Genomic DNA, 13,761 nt, shown 5'->3' with positions numbered 1-13,761 from the left:
ACGTCCTCGTGACACGTACAGCTATCACCCGACTACTGTTGGTGAACATGAAAATTGCTTTCGTCGGGAAGGGCGGCAGCGGCAAGACCACGCTCTCCTCCCTCTTCGTCCGCCACCTCGTGGCCGCCGGCGCCCCGGTGGTCGCCATCGACGCGGACATCAACCAGCACCTCGGCCCCGCGCTCGGCCTCGACGAGCAGGAGGCGGCCGCGCTGCCCGCGATGGGCGGACAGCTGCCGCTGATCAAGAACTACCTGCGCGGCAACAACCCGCGCATCGCCTCGGCCGCGACGATGATCAAGACGACCCCGCCCGGCGAGGGCTCACGGCTGGTCCGGGTCACCGAGCCCAACCCGGTCTACGACGCCTGCGCGCGTCCGGTGGAACTGGACGGCGGTGCCGTCCGTTTGATGGTCACGGGCCCCTTCACGGACGCCGACCTGGGGGTCGCCTGCTACCACTCCAAGACGGGAGCGGTGGAGCTGTTCCTGAACCACCTCGTCGACGGCCCCGACGAGTACGTCGTGGTCGACATGACGGCCGGTTCGGACTCCTTCGCCTCCGGCTTGTTCACGCGCTTCGACATGACGTTCCTCGTCGCCGAACCGACCCGGAAGGGGGTCTCCGTCTACCGCCAGTACAAGGAGTACGCCCGCGACTTCGGCGTCGCCCTGAAGGTCGTCGGCAACAAGATCCAGGACCCGGACGACATCGACTTCCTGCGCGCCGAGACCGGGGACGACCTGCTCGTGACGGTCGGCCGCTCGGACTGGGTGCGCGCCATGGAGAAGGGCCGCCCGCCCCGGTTCGCCCTCCTGGAGGAGGCCACCGCCCACGCCCTGCAAACGCTCCGGACCAGCGTCGACGCCACCTACATCAGGCGTGACTGGGAGCGCTACACCCGCCAGATGGTGCACTTCCACCTGAAGAACGCCGAGTCCTGGGGCAACGAGCGCACCGGGGTCGACCTGGCGGCGCAGGTCGACCCCCACTTCGTGCTCGGCGAGAGCGTGGCGACGCCGGTCTGACGTCTACGCCCTGTCCGCCGGCGCCCCGGGCACTCCCTTGGGTGCCGGGGCCGGGCGGCCGGACAGGAAGGACGCCCAGCCCTGCCGGGGCGCCTCGCCGACCTCCAGGGTGCGCAGCCTGGCCAGGGTCTGCGGGTCCTGGGCGTCCAGCCAGTCGGCCAGCTGGTGGAAGGAGACACAGCGCACGTCGGGCTTGGTGCACACCTCCTTCACCACGTCCTCGACGGCGCGCATGTAGGTGCCGCCGTTCCAGGACTCGAAGTGGTTGCCGATGATCAGAGGCGCACGGTTGCCGTCGTAGGCACGGTAGAAGCCCTTGAGGAGACCGTCGCGCATCTGGTCGCCCCAGTAGTCGAACTTGTCGGGGTCCCCCTGGGTCTCGGTGCCGGACTGGTTGACCATGAAGTTGTAGTCCATGGTCAGCTGCTCGTAGGTGTGCCCCGGGAACGGCACCAGCTGCATGGACAGGTCCCACAGGCCCTGCTTCTTCTTGGGCCACACCTGGTTGTTCACTCCGCTGGAGTCATAGCGGAAGCCCAGCCGGCGGGCGGCCTTCATGAAGTTCTTCTGCCCTTCCAGGCAGGGGGTGCGACCGCCGATCAGCTCCTTGTCGTAGTCGAAGGGGAGCGGGTCGGCCTGCCGCATGCCGGAGTTGGTCCGCCAGGACTTCACGAACTTCTTGGCCTGGGCGATCTCGCTGATCCACTCGTCCACCGACCAGGTGCCGACCCCGCCGTCGGGCCCGCAGAAGTGGCCGTTGAAGTGGGTGCCGATCTCGTTGCCCTCCAGCCAGGCCAGCCGTACCTGTTCGAGGGTGTCGGCGATCCCCTGCTCGTCGTTGAAGCCGATGTCGGAGCTGCCCGGCGCGTGCTGGGGAGGTCTGTACAGCTCGCGTTTCTCCTTGGGCAGCAGGTACACGCCGCTCAGGAAGTAGGTCATCGTCGCGTTGTTCTCCTTGGAGACCTCGCGGAAGTGCGAGAACAGCTTCTGGCTGTCCTCGCCCGCCCCGTCCCACGAGAACACGACGAACTGCGGGGGCTTCTGGCCGGGGGTCAGGCGCTCGGCCCTGGGCAGATGCGGCTGGGATCCCGTGTACGCGGTGGATCCGTCGCCGATCGACCGCAGGACGCTGCCCGGCGCCGGCGCCCCCTGCTCCGGACCGGGCGCGCCTTCCTTCGTGCCGCTGGCGTCGGTCGCGCAACCGGCGAACGACGCCGCACAGGCCGCGGCGACCATGGCGCCGACGGCGATCCTCTGGGTGGCGGCCATCTTCCGCCCACCTTCTTCCTTCTCTCAGGCACACGCTGACGAGGGCCGTTCTGTAGGGATGCGCCGGTCTCGCACCGGCAGCGCCGCCAAGGTCGCACGGGACCAAGAAGGGGGTTAGTACGACAAGCCGATGAACTGACCGCTTCACCCCAGAGAGCGATCAACCACCCCATTTGCCACGAAAAGATATGCTCTCGCTTTACGTGGCATTACGTTTCTTTTACGAACGTTGGTCCATCCCGCCGCTGCACGCCGTGACCCACGGCCGCGACCGAGCCCGCCCACCGCCGCGGGCCCCACCCAGTCCGCGACCGCGCCGCCCGGAGGAGACGGGAACATGTCAGCCTGCGCACCCCCGCACGCCCAGCACCCCCACCCGCCGCACAGCCCCGCACCCCGATCCCGCCGCTTCTCCGTGGCGGGTGCCGACCTGTCGGCGGCCATCGCGGTCTTCCTGATCGCCCTGCCCCTCTCCCTCGGCATCGCCCTGGCCACCGGCGCCCCGCTCCAGGCCGGCCTCGTCGCCGCCGCGGTCGGCGGGACCGTCGCCGGCCGGCTGGGCGGCTGCCCCCTGCAGGTCAGCGGCCCCGCCGCCGGACTCACCGTGGTCACCGCCGACCTGATCCACCGTTATGGGTGGCGGGCGACCTGCGGCATCACCGTCCTCGCGGGGCTGGCCCAGCTCGGCCTCGGCTGCCTGCGGGTGGCGCGCGGCGCGCTCGCGGTCAGCCCGGCCGTGGTGCACGGCATGCTCGCCGGCATCGGCATCACCATCGCCGTCGCCCAGCTGCACATCGTCCTCGGCGGCAGCCCGGACAGCTCCGTACTCGCCAACCTGCGGGCCCTGCCGGCGCAGTTGGCCCGCCTGGACCCGGCCGCCGTGTCGGTGAGCCTGCTGACCCTGGCCCTGCTCATGGCCTGGCCGCGGCTGCCCGGACGGCCGGGGCGGCTGCTGCGCCGCGTGCCGGCCGCGCTCGTCGCCGTCACCGGGGCCGCCGCGACCGCTGCCGTCACCGGCCTCGCCCTGCCCCGGGTGGAGCTGCCGTCCTGGCACAGCCACGCCCTGGCCGGGCTGCCCGAGGGGCCGGCGCTCGGCATCGCGGCCGCCGTGCTCACCACCACCCTGGTGTGCAGCGTGCAGTCGCTGCTCGGCGCGGTGGCCGTGGACAAGCTGGCCGCCGCCCGGCCGGACCCCCGGACCCACGTCGGCCGCTCCGACCTGGACCGTGAGCTGCTCGGCCAGGGCGCCGCCAACCTCGTCTCCGGGGCCCTCGGCGGACTGCCGATCGCGGGCGTGGCCGTGCGCAGTACCGCCAATGTGAAATCGGGTGCGGTCAGCCGGAACTCCACGATGCTGCACGGCGTTCTCGTAGTAGTCGCCGCGCTGCTGATGGTCCCGGTCCTGGAGGAGATCCCGCTCGCCTCCCTCGCCGCCCTGGTCATGGCCGTCGGTATCCAGATGGTGTCCCTGCACCACATCCGCACGGTGACGCGCCACCGCGAAGTGCCGGTCTACGCCGTGACCACACTCGGCGTGGTGGCCCTGGGCGTCCTGCAGGGCGTCTTCCTCGGGATCGCCGTGGCGGTCGCCCTCGCCCTGCACCGCCTCGCCCGCACCCGCATCACCCACGAGGAGAGGGAAGGAGTCCATCACGTACAGGTCCGAGGCCAGCTGACGTTCCTCGCGGTGCCGCGGCTCAGCAGAGCCCTGCATCTCGTCCCCCAAGGCACCCATGCCGTCGTGGAGTTGGACGGTTCCTTCATGGACCACGCGGCGTACGAGTCACTGCAGGACTGGTGCAGCACCCACACCGCGCGGGGAGGCAGGGCCGAGCTGACGGGCCGGCGCGGCGGAGTCCGGACCGCCGAACCTGCCCGGGCGGCCGGGTGCCGGTGCCGCCCCTGGACCCCCTGGCGCAACCACCAGTTCTGCTTCGCCGCGGACACCACCGCCCCGGCAGGGCGGGAGGCCGGCCGGGAACTGGCCCGTGGGATCAGCTCCTTCCAGCGCAACACCGCCCCCCTGGTGCGGGAGGAGCTGGCGCGGCTCGCCCGGGAGGGCCAGCGGCCGTCGCAGCTCTTCCTCGCCTGCGCCGACTCGCGCCTCGTCACGTCGATGATCACCGCCAGTGGTCCCGGCGATCTGTTCGTCGTCCGCAACGTCGGCAACCTGGTGCCACCGCCGGGCGAGGAGCACGGCGACGACTCGGTGGCCGCCGCCATCGAGTACGCGGTGGAGGTGCTCGGGGTGCGCTCCATCACGGTGTGCGGGCACTCGGGGTGCGGTGCGATGCAGGCGCTGCTGACCAGCGGGACCGACCCGCAGGGCACCCCGCTGCGGCGGTGGCTGCGGCACGGGCTGCCGAGCCTGGCACGGGCGGCCGGCGAGCTTGGCGACCGGCCCCGGCTGGCCGGGCGGGCGCCCGAGGACGCGGTGGAACTGCTGTGCCTGACCAACGTGGTCCAGCAGCTGGCGCACCTGCGGGCGCACGTGCCGGTGGCCCGGGCGCTGGCCAGGGGGGAGCTGGAGCTGCACGGCATGTATTTCCACGTGGGCGAGGCGCAGGCGTACCTGCTCGCACGAACAGATGGAGGAACGGTGTTCGAGGGCGTCATGGAAGCCGTCGGCGGAGGTGAGGAGGCGCACGGACGGGCACAGGGCATCGCTCCCGGACAGGTCTAAACCAATTTTCCGGCCGACCCTTGTCACCGGCCCCCCGCGTCTGATGAGCTGTGGCCTGGGACACAACGGACACCCTTGGAAAGGGAGATGTCGTGAGCAACGAGAGCCTGGCCAACCTGCTCAAGGAAGAACGCAGGTTCGCGCCGCCCGCCGACCTGGCAGCGCACGCCAACGTCACCGCGGAGGCGTACGAACAGGCCAAGGCTGACAGGCTCGGCTTCTGGGCCGAGCAGGCCCGCCGGCTGACCTGGGCCAAGGAGCCGACCGAGACGCTGGACTGGTCGAACGCGCCGTTCGCGAAGTGGTTCAAGGACGGCGAGCTGAACGTCGCGTACAACTGCGTGGACCGGCACGTGGAGGCCGGCCACGGGGACCGCGTCGCCATCCACTTCGAGGGCGAGCCCGGCGACAGCCGCGCGATCACCTACGCGGAGCTGAAGGACGAGGTCTCCAAGGCCGCCAACGCCCTGCTGGAGCTGGGCGTGCGCAAGGGCGACCGGGTCGCCATCTACATGCCGATGATCCCGGAGACGGCGATCGCGATGCTGGCCTCGGCCCGGATCGGCGCGGCCCACTCCGTCGTCTTCGGCGGCTTCTCGGCGGACGCGCTCGCGACCCGGATCCAGGACGCGGACGCCAAGGTCGTCATCACCGCCGACGGCGGCTACCGGCGCGGCAAGCCGTCCGCGCTCAAGCCGGCCGTGGACGAGGCGATCGGCAAGGTCGACAACGTCGAGCATGTGCTGGTGGTGCGCCGTACCGGCCAGGAGGTGGCCTGGGACGGCGAGCGGGACGTGTGGTGGCACGAGCTGGTGGAGCGGCAGTCCGCCGAGCACACCCCGGAGGCGTTCGAGGCGGAGCACCCGCTGTTCATCCTCTACACCTCCGGTACGACGGGGAAGCCGAAGGGCATCCTGCACACCTCCGGCGGCTACCTCACCCAGACGGCCTACACCCACTGGGCGGTCTTCGACCTCAAGCCGGAGACGGACGTCTACTGGTGCACGGCCGACGTCGGCTGGGTGACCGGGCACTCGTACATCGTGTACGGCCCGCTGGCCAACGGCGCGACGCAGGTGATGTACGAGGGCACCCCGGACACCCCGCACCAGGGCCGGTTCTGGGAGATCGTGCAGAAGTACAAGGTCACGATTCTCTACACCGCGCCGACCGCGATCCGGACGTTCATGAAGTGGGGCGACGACATCCCCGCCAAGTTCGACCTGTCCTCGCTGCGCGTCCTCGGCTCGGTGGGCGAGCCCATCAACCCCGAGGCGTGGATCTGGTACCGCAAGCACATCGGCGCCGACCGCACGCCGGTCGTGGACACCTGGTGGCAGACCGAGACCGGCGCCATGATGATCTCGCCGTTGCCCGGCGTCACCGCGGCCAAGCCCGGCTCCGCGCAGCGCCCGCTGCCCGGCATCGGCGCCACCGTCGTCGACGACGAGGCGAACGAGGTGCCGAACGGCGGCGGCGGTTACCTGGTGCTGACCGAGCCGTGGCCGTCGATGCTGCGCACCATCTGGGGCGACGACCAGCGGTTCATCGACACCTACTGGTCCCGCTTCGAGGGCAAGTACTTCGCCGGGGACGGGGCGAAGAAGGACGACGACGGGGACATCTGGCTGCTGGGCCGGGTGGACGACGTGATGCTCGTCTCCGGGCACAACATCTCCACCACCGAGGTCGAGTCGGCGCTCGTGTCGCACCCGTCGGTCGCCGAGGCCGCCGTCGTGGGCGCCGCGGACGAGACCACCGGCCAGGCCATCGTCGCGTTCGTGATCCTGCGCGGCACCGCCTCGGAGAACGATGCGCTCGTCGGCGAGCTGCGCGATCACGTCGGCGCCACGCTCGGCCCCATCGCCAAGCCCAAGCGGATCCTGCCGGTGGCGGAGCTGCCGAAGACCCGCTCCGGCAAGATCATGCGCCGCCTGCTGCGGGACGTCGCCGAGAACCGCCAGCTCGGTGACGTGACCACGCTGACGGACTCCACGGTCATGGACCTCATCCAGAACAAGCTGCCCGCGGCCCCCAGCGAGGACTGAACGGCGTCCCGGGGGGCACCCGGCCGGCGAACGTGCCGGGTGCCCCCCGGGCGCCTACGGTGAAGATCACCGGCCCCGGCACAGCGGCACTTTAGGTAAACTAAGCAAAGTGCCGTGCGACGCGGCACGTCAGGTGCGCCGGGAAGTCTGGTCGGCATGTGAATACGCCTGCCCCGGAGGTCTCCCGTGACCGCGTCCCGCACCAGCCCCCGCAAGGTTCTCGGCCGGCTGTCCCTGCCCGAGCGGACCTTCGTCGTGGACGCGCTGCGCACCGAGACCGTCGGCGGCGTCCTGCTCCTCCTCGCCGCCGTGACCGCCCTGCTCTGGGCGAACATCCCCGGACTGCGCCACAGCTACGAGACGGTCGGCCACCTCCACCTCGGACCCGGCAGCCTAGGCCTGAACCTCTCGATCGCCCACTGGGCCGCCGACGGCCTGCTCGCCGTTTTCTTCTTCGTCGCCGGCATCGAGCTGAAGCGCGAACTGGTCGCCGGGGACCTGCGCGACCCCAGGGCGGCCGTGCTGCCCGTGGTGGCCGCGCTGTGCGGAATGGTTGTACCGGCAGTGGTCTACACCCTCAGCGTCCGCGCCGGCGGCGGCTCCACGCAGGGCTGGGCCGTGCCCACCGCCACCGACATCGCCTTCGCGCTCGCCGTCCTCGCGGTCATCGGCACCTCCCTGCCCAGCGCCCTGCGCGCCTTCCTGCTCACCCTGGCGGTCGTCGACGACCTCTTCGCCATCCTGGTCATCGCGGTGTTCTTCACCGACCGGCTGCACTTCGCCGCGCTCGGCGGGGCCGTCGCCGGCCTCGCGGTCTTCTGGCTACTGCTGCGCAAGGGGGTACGCGGCTGGTACGTGTACGTGCCGCTCGGGGTCGTCGTCTGGGCGCTGATGTACAACAGCGGCGTGCACGCCACCATCGCCGGTGTGGCGATGGGCCTGATGCTGCGCTGCACCCCCCGGGAAGGTGAGGAGCACTCGCCGGGCGAGCGCGTCGAACACCTGGTGCGGCCGTTGTCGGCCGGGCTCGCCGTACCGCTGTTCGCGCTGTTCAGCGCTGGGGTGTCCCTGTCCGGCGGCGCGCTCGCGGACGTCTTCACCAGGCCCGAGACGCTCGGCGTCGTCCTCGGCCTGGTCGTGGGCAAGACCGTCGGCATCTTCGGCGGCACCTGGCTGACCGCCCGCTTCACCCGGGCGGAGCTGAGCGAGGACCTGCGGTGGGCCGACCTGTTCGCGGTGGCGGTCCTGGCCGGCATCGGGTTCACGGTCTCGCTGCTCATCGGCGAGCTGGCCTTCGAGGGCGACGCCGTCCTGACCGACGAGGTGAAGGCGGCCGTCCTCACCGGTTCGCTGATCGCGGCCGTGTGCGCCACCGTGCTGCTGAAGCTGCGCAACGCCAAGTACCGCAGGCTGTGCGAGGACGAGGAGCGCGACGAGGACAGCGACGGCATCCCGGACGTGTACGAGCAGGACGACCCGGCGTACCACCTGCGCATGGCCGAGATCCATGAGCGCAAGGCCGCCGAACACCGGCGTCGGGCCGCCGAGGCGCGCCACGGTCTTGCGGAAGTGCCGGGCGGGGCAGGCGATGAGGACGGCCGTCCGGCATGATCTGACGAGACGGTACAAATCAAGACGGTACGCAAGACGGTTTCGACAGACCCCGTACGACAGACCTCAGAGGAGAACGCGATGAGCGCACCCGACGGCAGCCCGGTCGGCGCCGAACGCAGCATCGGCCAGCTGTTCGCCTCGGCGACGACCGAATTGTCGGCGCTGGTGCACGACGAGATCGCACTGGCCAAGGCCCAGCTCAAGCAGGACGTCAAACGCGGTGCGGTGAGCGGCGGGGCGTTCTCCGTCGCCGGCGCCGTGCTGGTGTTCTCCCTGCCGATGCTCAACTTCGCGCTGGCGTACGGCATCCGGACCTGGAGCGGCTGGAACCTGGCCGTCTGCTTCCTGCTGTCCTTCGCGGCCAACGTGCTCCTCGCCGGACTCCTCGCCCTGCTGGGCGTGACGTTCGCGAAGAAGGCCAAGAAGGGCCAGGGCCCGCAGAAGGTGGCCGCCTCGATGAAGCAGTCCGCGGGCGTGCTGCAGAACGCCAAGCCGCACCCGCGGCACCCCGAGCCGATCGAGGAGCGGGCTCCCGCGGCCATCGAGGCTGTGGCACGCTCGTCGTCATGACGGAACCCGCCGCCCCCTCGGCCGTACGGATCGAAGGCCCCTGGACGCACCGGGACGTCGCCGCGAACGGCGCGCGCTTCCACATCGCCGAACTCGGCGACGGCCCCCTGGTGCTGCTCCTGCACGGCTTCCCGCAGTTCTGGTGGGCCTGGCGGCACCAGCTGACCGCGCTCGCCGACGCGGGCTACCGGGCGGTGGCGATGGACCTGCGGGGCGTCGGCGGCAGCGACCGCACCCCCCGGGGTTACGACCCGGCCAACCTCGCGCTGGACGTCACCGGGGTCATCCGCTCGCTGGGCGAGCCGGACGCCGCGCTGGTCGGCCACGACCTCGGCGGCTATCTGGCGTGGACGGCGGCGGCCATGCGGCCCAAGCTCGTCCGGCGCCTGGCCGTGGTGTCCATGCCGCACCCGCGGCGCTGGCGCGCGGCGATGCTGCGGGACGCCCGGCAGACGGCCGCCAACTCCTACATCTGGGGGTTCCAGCGGCCGTGGCTCCCGGAGCGTCAACTGACCGCCGACGGCGGTGCGCTGGCGGGCCGGCTGATCCGGGACTGGTCCGGGCCGCGGCCGCCGGAGGAGGCGGCCGTGGAGACGTACCAGCGGGCCATGTGCATCCCGTCGACCGCGCACTGCGCGATCGAGCCGTACCGCTGGCTGGTGCGCTCCCTGGCCCGCCCGGACGGCGTGCAGTTCTATCGCCGGATGAAGCGGCCCGTGCGTGTGCCGACGCTGCACCTGCACGGTTCGCTGGACCCGGTCACCCGCACGCGCAGCGCGGCCGGTTCGGGCGAGTACGTCGAAGCGCCGTACCGGTGGCGGCTGTTCGACGGTCTCGGCCACTTCCCGCACGAGGAGGACCCGGTGGCGTTCTCCGCCGAACTGGTCAACTGGCTCAAGGACCCCGAACCCGATCGGTGACGGCGCGGTGACGATCCGGTGCGCGGAGTATCCGGTTCCTGAACAGTTGTCCCCCCAACGGCCACATGCCCGCCGCATAGGCCAATTGGGGGGCGCGCGGGCGGTTATCGACCTTGGGGCGGGGGCACACGTCCGGGTATGGGCTGGACGCACGACTACAGTGACGCACCCCGCAACCGCCGCTCGGCCATGAGCCTGAGCACGCCTCAGCGAGGCACCCCGCAACTCGCGGAAGCGGACCCCCGGGTGGGGATCCCGCGCATCCTGCGCCGCCGGGCCCGCTGGGTCTCGGTGCGCCTGCGTCATCCGCGGGGCTGAGCCACCGGCCGCCTACAGGGCGCAGCTGTCCGTACCCACCTGCTCGTTCGCCGTACGCCCCCGCTGCACGTCGGCCTCGATCTCGTCCGCCGTCAGGGCGTAGCCGGTGTCCGCGTCGTCGAGGGACTTGGCGAACACCACGCCGTAGACCTTGCCGTCCGGGGTGAGCAGGGGGCCGCCGGAGTTGCCCTGGCGGACGGTGGCGTACAGGGAGTAGACGTCGCGGCGGACCGTGCCGCGGTGGTAGATGTCCGGGCCGTTGGCCGTGATGCGTCCGCGCACGCGCGCGGCGCGCACGTCGTACGAGCCGTTCTCCGGGAAGCCCGCGACGATCGCCCCGTCACCGCCGCCCGCGTCCTGGTCGGTGAACCGCAGCGCGGTGGCCCTCAGGTCCGGTACGTCGAGTACCGCGATGTCGCGTTTCCAGTCGTACAGGACGACCTTCGCGTCGTACTTGCGGCCCTCCCCGCCGATCTGCACCCTCGGGGCGTCCACACCACCGACGACGTGCGCGTTGGTCATCACCCGGCGGTCGGCGAAGACGAAGCCGGTGCCCTCCAGGACCTTGCCGCAGCTCTGGGCGGTGCCGGTGACCTTGACGATGGAGCGCTGGGCGCGGAAGGCCACCGGGCTGTGGGCGAGGGCCGGGTCGGGCGGCCGGACGTCCTTGATCGGCTCGTTGGAGAACGGGCTGAAGACCTGCGGGAAGCCGTTCTGCGCGAGGACGGCGGAGAAGTCCGCGAACCAGGTGTCGGCCTGCGCGGGCAGCGCGCGGGAGACGCCGAGGAGCACCTTGGAGCCCCGGACCTCCTTGCCGAGCGTGGGCAGCGTCGTACCGGCCAGGGCGGAGCCGATCAGCCACGCCACCAGGAGCATCGCCACGACGTTGACCAGCGCGCCGCCGGTGGCGTCCAGGGCGCGGGCCGGGGACCAGGTGATGTACCGGCGGAGTTTGTTGCCGAGGTGCGTGGTCAGGGCCTGCCCGATGGAGGCACAGACGATGACCACGACGACGGCCACGACGGCGGCGGTGGTGCCGACCTCCGCCTTGCCGGTCACGGCGTCCCAGACGACGGGCAGCGTGTAGACGGCGACGAGGCCGCCGCCCAGGAACCCGATCACCGACAGGATGCCGACGACGAAACCCTGGCGGTACCCCACCACCGCGAACCACACGGCCGCTGCCAGCAACAGGATGTCCAGCACGTTCACGTACGACACCCTGTCATGCGTGCCAGTCGAGCGGGACCTGCTTCCCGCGGTCCCAGGGGCGCTCCCAGCCGGCGTAGTGCAGCAGGCGGTCGATCACTCCGGCCGTGAAACCCCACACCAGGGCGGATTCGACCAGGAACGCCGGGCCACTGTGGCCCCTGGGGTGGACGGCGGTGGCGCGGTTGGCGGGGTCGGTGAGATCCGCCACGGGCACCGTGAAGACCCGCGCGGTCTCGTTGGGGTCGACGACGCCGACCGGGCTGGGCCTGCGCCACCAGCCGAGGACGGGCGTGACGACGAAGCCGCTGACCGGGATGTACAGCCTCGGCAGCACGCCGAAGAGCTGCACCCCGGACGGGTCGAGCCCGGTCTCCTCCTGTGCCTCGCGCAGCGCCGCCCGCAGCGGCCCCTCGCCCTGCGGATCGCCGTCCTCCGGGTCCAGCGCGCCGCCCGGGAACGACGGCTGGCCGGCGTGCGAGCGCAGCGAGCCCGCGCGTTCCATGAGCAGCAGCTCCGGGCCGCGCTCGCCCTCGCCGAACAGGATCAGCACGGCCGACTGCCGTCCCGAGCCGTTCTCCGGGGGCAGGAAACGGCTCAGCTGGAGCGGCTGGACCGTCTCGGCGGCCCGCACGACGGGCTCCAGCCAGCCCGGCAGCCCGTCCCTGCTGAGCGTCACCTGGCCGCCCTGTGCGTCGCTTGTCCTCGTCATCGCCACCCCCGTCGCTCTGCCCTCTCCAACGCCCCGGCCCCCCGAGATCGTTCCGTCACGCGGCACCCAGGGGCGGTGCCGGCCTGCCGCCCGCGTCCAGGTAGGCCTGCGGCGGCTTGAGCCGCTGTCCCGGGAAGCCGCCCTTCTCGTACTTCAGCAGCTTCTTCGCCTTCTCCGGGTCGGTCTCGCCCTCCCCGTAGGCCGGGCAGAGGGGGGCGATCGGGCAGGCCCCGCAGGCGGGCTTGCGTGCGTGACAGATGCGGCGGCCGTGCCAGATCACGTGGTGGGACAGGTCGGTCCAGTCGCGCGGGGGGAACAGTGCGCCGACCGCGGCCTCGATCTTGTCGGGGTCGGTCTCGTCGGTCCACTGCCAGCGCCGGACCAGCCGCTGGAAGTGGGTGTCCACGGTGATCCCGGGCCGGCCGAACGCGTTGCCGAGGACGACGAAGGCCGTCTTGCGGCCGACGCCGGGCAGTGTGACCAGGTCCTCCAGCCTGCCGGGCACCTCGCCGCCGAAGTTCTCGGCCAGCGCCTTGGACAGCCCTATGACCGACCTCGTCTTGGCCCGGAAGAAGCCGCAGGGGCGCAGGATCTCCTCGACCTCCTCCGGGTTGGCGGCGGCGAGGTCCTCGGGGGTGGGGTACTTGGCGAAGAGCGCCGGGGTGGTCTGGTTGACGCGCAGGTCGGTGGTCTGGGCCGACAGCACGGTGGCGACCAGCAGCTGGAAGGGGTTGTCGAAGTCCAGCTCGGGGTGGGCGTACGGGTAGACCTCGGCCAGCTCCCGGTTGATGCGCCGGGCACGCCGGACCAGGCCGGTGGGGGGCGCGCCGGCCGGCGGCCTGACGGCGGTCTTCTTGCCGGGCGAGGCGGGCTTCTTGGCCGCGGCCTTCTTGGTCGCGGCCTTCTTGGTCGCGGCCTTCTTGGCCGACGCGGCCTTTTCGACGGGCTCGGCGGCCTTCTTGGCCGGCGCGGCCTTCTTGGCCGATGCGGCCTTCTTGGCCGATGCGGCCTTCTTGGCGGGCTCGACCCTCTTGGCGGACTCGGCGGCGGTTACCGTTTTGACCGATTTGCCTTTTTTATTACTTCCTCCGGGACTCTGTTCGCCCACAGCGGAATCCTGCCGTGCAACCACCCGCCCAGCCCCCTTGTCCTGTGCTCTCACCGGCGATTTGGACACCCGGCCAGCCTAGAGCCCGGCACCGCCGTCCGCCCCGGACCCCGCCCAGCGGCCCCCGATCGGACCCCTGACGCTTACCCCGGGACACCTGTGCGGCATCCTTGTGACAGATCACACTGTTTGGACCGTCCGGCAAAATGGGGAACACGGTCCCTTGCACGCGGGGAGCAAGATCCCCTGAGCAGGTCGACAAGGAGAGAACTCGTGGACGAC

11 protein-coding genes are annotated in these 13,761 nt (G+C 71.3%); 7 read left to right on the top strand and 4 right to left on the bottom strand.

All coding sequences use genetic code 11. The features are described from left to right. Window positions 1-47: 47 nt before the first annotated feature. Window positions 48-1,028 (top strand): ATP-binding protein, encoded by a 981-nt coding sequence (locus IE312_RS15470; RefSeq protein WP_189982134.1) that lies wholly within the window; start codon window positions 48-50, stop codon window positions 1,026-1,028. Between the two features lie 3 nt (window positions 1,029-1,031). On the opposite strand, the gene IE312_RS15465 is transcribed toward IE312_RS15470, so the two are convergent. Next, complete coding sequence (locus IE312_RS15465; RefSeq protein ID WP_189982132.1) at window positions 1,032-2,297, bottom strand: polysaccharide deacetylase family protein; 1,266 nt, start codon at window positions 2,295-2,297, stop codon at window positions 1,032-1,034. A 337-nt stretch (window positions 2,298-2,634) separates the two neighbouring features. Between IE312_RS15465 and IE312_RS15460 the strand changes: the two genes are divergently transcribed. The 6 genes from IE312_RS15460 (at window position 2,635) to IE312_RS40230 (ending at window position 10,450) form a co-directional block, all read left to right on the top strand. Next, window positions 2,635-4,980 (top strand): SulP family inorganic anion transporter, encoded by a 2,346-nt coding sequence (locus IE312_RS15460; protein WP_189982130.1) that lies wholly within the window; start codon window positions 2,635-2,637, stop codon window positions 4,978-4,980. A 92-nt stretch (window positions 4,981-5,072) separates the two neighbouring features. Next, window positions 5,073-7,028, top strand: a complete 1,956-nt coding sequence (gene acs / locus IE312_RS15455) for an acetate--CoA ligase (protein WP_189982128.1) — start codon at window positions 5,073-5,075, stop codon at window positions 7,026-7,028. A gap of 186 nt (window positions 7,029-7,214) precedes the next feature. Then, window positions 7,215-8,639, top strand: coding sequence for a Na+/H+ antiporter NhaA (nhaA, locus tag IE312_RS15450; RefSeq protein WP_189982126.1), 1,425 nt, complete (start codon window positions 7,215-7,217; stop codon window positions 8,637-8,639). Between the two features lie 81 nt (window positions 8,640-8,720). Then, window positions 8,721-9,212, top strand: coding sequence for a phage holin family protein (locus IE312_RS15445; protein WP_189982124.1), 492 nt, complete (start codon window positions 8,721-8,723; stop codon window positions 9,210-9,212). Further along, window positions 9,209-10,132, top strand: a complete 924-nt coding sequence (locus tag IE312_RS15440) for an alpha/beta fold hydrolase (RefSeq protein WP_189982122.1) — start codon at window positions 9,209-9,211, stop codon at window positions 10,130-10,132. Before IE312_RS15445 ends, IE312_RS15440 begins: the two co-directional genes overlap by 4 nt. Before the next feature lie 138 nt (window positions 10,133-10,270). Continuing rightward, entirely contained in the window at window positions 10,271-10,450 is a 180-nt protein-coding gene (locus IE312_RS40230; RefSeq protein WP_229899802.1) for a hypothetical protein, read from the top strand. Window positions 10,451-10,462: 12 nt separating this feature from the next. Here IE312_RS40230 and IE312_RS15435 read toward each other — a convergent pair whose 3' ends face one another. From IE312_RS15435 to nth, 3 genes are read right to left on the bottom strand one after another with little or no spacing between them, the layout of a single operon-like run. Continuing rightward, window positions 10,463-11,662, bottom strand: coding sequence for a MarP family serine protease (locus IE312_RS15435; RefSeq protein ID WP_189982120.1), 1,200 nt, complete (start codon window positions 11,660-11,662; stop codon window positions 10,463-10,465). Window positions 11,663-11,675: 13 nt separating this feature from the next. Beyond that, complete coding sequence (locus IE312_RS15430) at window positions 11,676-12,371, bottom strand: NUDIX hydrolase (RefSeq protein WP_189982117.1); 696 nt, start codon at window positions 12,369-12,371, stop codon at window positions 11,676-11,678. Between the two features lie 55 nt (window positions 12,372-12,426). Further along, window positions 12,427-13,479 carry an endonuclease III gene (gene nth, locus IE312_RS15425; protein ID WP_229899800.1) on the bottom strand — a complete coding sequence of 351 codons (1,053 nt, stop codon included), beginning with the start codon at window positions 13,477-13,479 and terminating at the stop codon, window positions 12,427-12,429. Window positions 13,480-13,761: the final 282 nt, after the last annotated feature.

Origin of the sequence: Streptomyces capoamus (assembly GCF_014654935.1) — a bacterium.
GTDB classification, from domain to species: Bacteria; Actinomycetota; Actinomycetes; order Streptomycetales; family Streptomycetaceae; genus Streptomyces; species Streptomyces capoamus.
This window is presented reverse-complemented; position numbering and strand designations above follow the sequence as displayed.

What these genes read in the sequence shown, in the direction of transcription:
- IE312_RS40230 (WP_229899802.1), top strand. Translation starts at nt 10,271, where the DNA reads ATGGGCTGGACGCACGACTACAGTGACGCACCCCGCAACCGCCGCTCG.
- IE312_RS15465 (WP_189982132.1), bottom strand. Translation starts at nt 2,297, where the DNA reads ATGGCCGCCACCCAGAGGATCGCCGTCGGCGCCATGGTCGCCGCGGCC.
- IE312_RS15440 (WP_189982122.1), top strand. Translation starts at nt 9,209, where the DNA reads ATGACGGAACCCGCCGCCCCCTCGGCCGTACGGATCGAAGGCCCCTGG.
- IE312_RS15470 (WP_189982134.1), top strand. Translation starts at nt 48, where the DNA reads ATGAAAATTGCTTTCGTCGGGAAGGGCGGCAGCGGCAAGACCACGCTC.
- IE312_RS15445 (WP_189982124.1), top strand. Translation starts at nt 8,721, where the DNA reads ATGAGCGCACCCGACGGCAGCCCGGTCGGCGCCGAACGCAGCATCGGC.
- IE312_RS15460 (WP_189982130.1), top strand. Translation starts at nt 2,635, where the DNA reads ATGTCAGCCTGCGCACCCCCGCACGCCCAGCACCCCCACCCGCCGCAC.
- IE312_RS15430 (WP_189982117.1), bottom strand. Translation starts at nt 12,371, where the DNA reads ATGACGAGGACAAGCGACGCACAGGGCGGCCAGGTGACGCTCAGCAGG.